Annotated in this window: 2 protein-coding genes; both read left to right on the top strand. The window is 67.5% G+C overall.

Annotation, left to right across the window (positions count from 1 at the left end; all coding sequences use genetic code 11):
* Positions 1 to 1,592: PAS domain-containing sensor histidine kinase (locus MUO23_13990; GenBank protein ID MCJ7514062.1), on the top strand; the 1,592-nt coding region annotated here is incomplete at its 5' end.
* A 153-nt stretch (positions 1,593 to 1,745) separates the two neighbouring features.
* Positions 1,746 to 2,429: a response regulator transcription factor gene (locus MUO23_13995; GenBank protein MCJ7514063.1), complete on the top strand. Its 684-nt coding sequence runs from the start codon at positions 1,746 to 1,748 to the stop codon at positions 2,427 to 2,429.
* The last annotated feature ends 246 nt before the right edge of the window (positions 2,430 to 2,675 follow it).

Below are 2,675 nucleotides of genomic sequence, written 5' to 3' on the forward strand. Positions count from 1 at the left end.
CCAGGGCCTTCGCCGCATTCGGAGCGGCTGCCACGCTGCTGGTCGTCACGGATCTGGCCCGGTCCGCCTCGATCCTGCTGGGCGAAGCCGGTTGGGCAGCTCCGGCCTGGGCGGCCGTCGTGGGCGCCAATCTGCTCGCCGCCTGGGGCGCCTCCCGCCTGCCCGACGACCGCTCGCGCCCATGCCGGGAGGCGACCCCAGCCCCGTTGGCCTGGAGGCTGGAAGGGCTGCTGCCGGTCGCCCTGACCTACATCGTGGTGGGATTCACCCTTTTCAACTGGTGGGCCGCTGGCCAGGTAGATTGGCTGGCAGTGAGTGCCTCGCTCGTCCTGGTGTTGCTGCTGGTGGCACGGCAGGGCGTAATCGCCGGCCAGCGGGAGCTCCGTCAACACGCGGCCCTGGTCAACGCCGCCGCCGACATGGCCTTCGTGGCCGGAACCGACGGCCGAATCGTCCTGGCCAACCCCGCCCTGCGCCAGGCCGTGGGGGGTTGGGAGGAAGAAAGCTCGCATAACTTGTCGGAATTCCTGGAGCCGGGCGTAGAGCTGTCCGGCCTGCTGCGAACGGCGCATACTTCAGGCTGGACAGGCGAGGCCGCTGTCCGGGGCAGCCGCGGGAAGGAGGTTCCAGTGCTGCTCACCCTCCGCCCGGTGGCGCAGGGACAACCGTCTACCCCACTGCTGGCAGGCATCGCCCATGATCTGACAGCGATCAACCAGCGTCAGCAGCAACTCCAGGCCGCCATGGCTGAGGTGGCGGCAGCCCGCCAGCAGCTGCAGCTGCTCAACGAAGGCCTGGAAGCGAAGGTCCAGGAGCGCACGCAGGAGCTCGAGCGGACGGTCGCAGATCTCGCCAGGTTGAATGAGGAACTCAAGGCGCTGGACAAACTCAAGACCGAATTCGTCTCCCTGGTCTCGCATGAGCTACGGGCACCGCTGACCAACATCCGGACCGGGATTGAGCTGGTCTCGGGGGGACATCCGCAGCTGTCACAGGGGGTGCAGGAGACGCTGGCGCTGGTCCAAAGCGAGGCTCAGCGGCTGACCCGCTTCGTTGAATCGATCCTGGATGTCTCAGCCCTCGAGGCCGGCAAGTTCAGCCTGCGGCTGCAGGCGGTCGACCTGCGCCTGACGGCTCGCAACACCGTGGCGGGTTTCTCCGATGCTCGCGCCCGAGAGCGCATCCGGCTCGCCTTCCCAGAGTCTCTGGCCAGCCTGCGAGCGGACGAAGCGGCGCTGCAGAGCGTGGTGTTCCACCTGTTGGACAACGCCCTGAAATACGCGCCCGAGGGCGAAATCGAACTCAGTGCCGGGAGGCGCGGCGGGGAGGTCGAGGTCACGATCCGCGACCATGGACCCGGGATCCCCGGCAGCGAGCTGGAGCAGATCTTCGACATCTTCCATCGCCTCGACAGCCGGGATTCGCGCGAGGTGTACGGTCACGGCCTTGGCCTGCATCTTGTCCGCCGGCTGCTTCAGGCGATGGGCGGAGAGATCCGGGCGGAGCCGGCCGAGGGCGGGGGCCTGCGCATGGTGTTCCGGCTTCCGGCCGCAGTTGACCCGGCGCAAGGGCCGCCCTCCAGGCAGGCCTAGGTCTGCGCACCCCTGCGCTCCGCTTCGGGTGTCTGCGACCTGCGCCGGGGCGAGAAGGGGCAACCCGGATGAATCAGCTTGTAGGCCCAGGGTCCGGCTCGTCTGGCGGTGACGCCTGGCGTAGACTCTGGGCGGCGGTCGAGGGAAAGACGGATGCCGGTAAAGATCTTGCTGATCGACGATGACACGACGCTGCTGCGCTTCGTCGGCGAATTCCTCGCCAAGGAAGGCTACCAGGTGGCGACGGCGGAGCGCGGCGAGAAGGGCCTGCGCCAGTTCTATGCCGAGCGCCCGGAGCTGGTCCTGCTGGATGTCATGATGCCGGGCATGGATGGCTGGGAGGTATGCGCCCGCCTGCGCGAGCTGGCCGACACGCCGGTGATCATGCTGACTGCCAAGACCGCCGAATCCGAGAAGCTGCGCGGCTTCCGCCTGGGGGTGGACGATTACATCACCAAGCCATTCAGTTTGGCGGAGTTGACCGCCCGCATCCGGGCCGTTCTTTCGCGCAGCGCGGCCAAGCAGCCGGAGGACGGGCCGGTGTTCCGGGCGGGACTGCTGACGATCGATTTGCGCAAGCGACAGGCGCTGCTCGAAAGCCAGGTTCTCGACCTCACCCCGACGGAGTTTCGGCTGCTGGCGGTTCTGGGCCGGCAGGCCGGCCGGGCGGTGGCGCAAGAGGAGTTGCGGCGCGAGATCTGGGGGGAATACCGAGAGCAGGGCGACAGCGCCCTGCGGCGCTATGTCTGGCTGCTGCGCCAGAAGATCGAGTCGGACCCCAACACTCCCCAGCGGCTGGTGACCGTGCGCGGCTACGGATATCGCCTCGAATCCTGACCGACCTGCGCGGCCGCGCCGCCTGGGACCATGGTACCGGATCCAGGCGCTGTCCCCGTGACAAAACTGTAAGTCCCCCCAGAACGCAGCCGCCGTACACTAAGTCCGGTGAACAGGTCGATTCACCAGATGGAGTGTGGCGCCATGAAGAGACGCGAGAATCGGGAACGCCGGCGAGGCCAGGGGCTGGTTGAATTCGCCCTGACGCTGCCGCTGATTCTGCTGATCATCTTCACCATCATCGAG

The sequence above is a fragment of the Anaerolineales bacterium genome (assembly GCA_022866145.1).
In the GTDB taxonomy this organism is placed as follows: domain Bacteria; phylum Chloroflexota; class Anaerolineae; order Anaerolineales; family E44-bin32; genus PFL42.

Coding starts and splice junctions, on each gene's coding strand:
- MUO23_13995 (MCJ7514063.1), top strand. CDS start 1,746: ATGCCGGTAAAGATCTTGCTGATCGACGATGACACGACGCTGCTGCGC.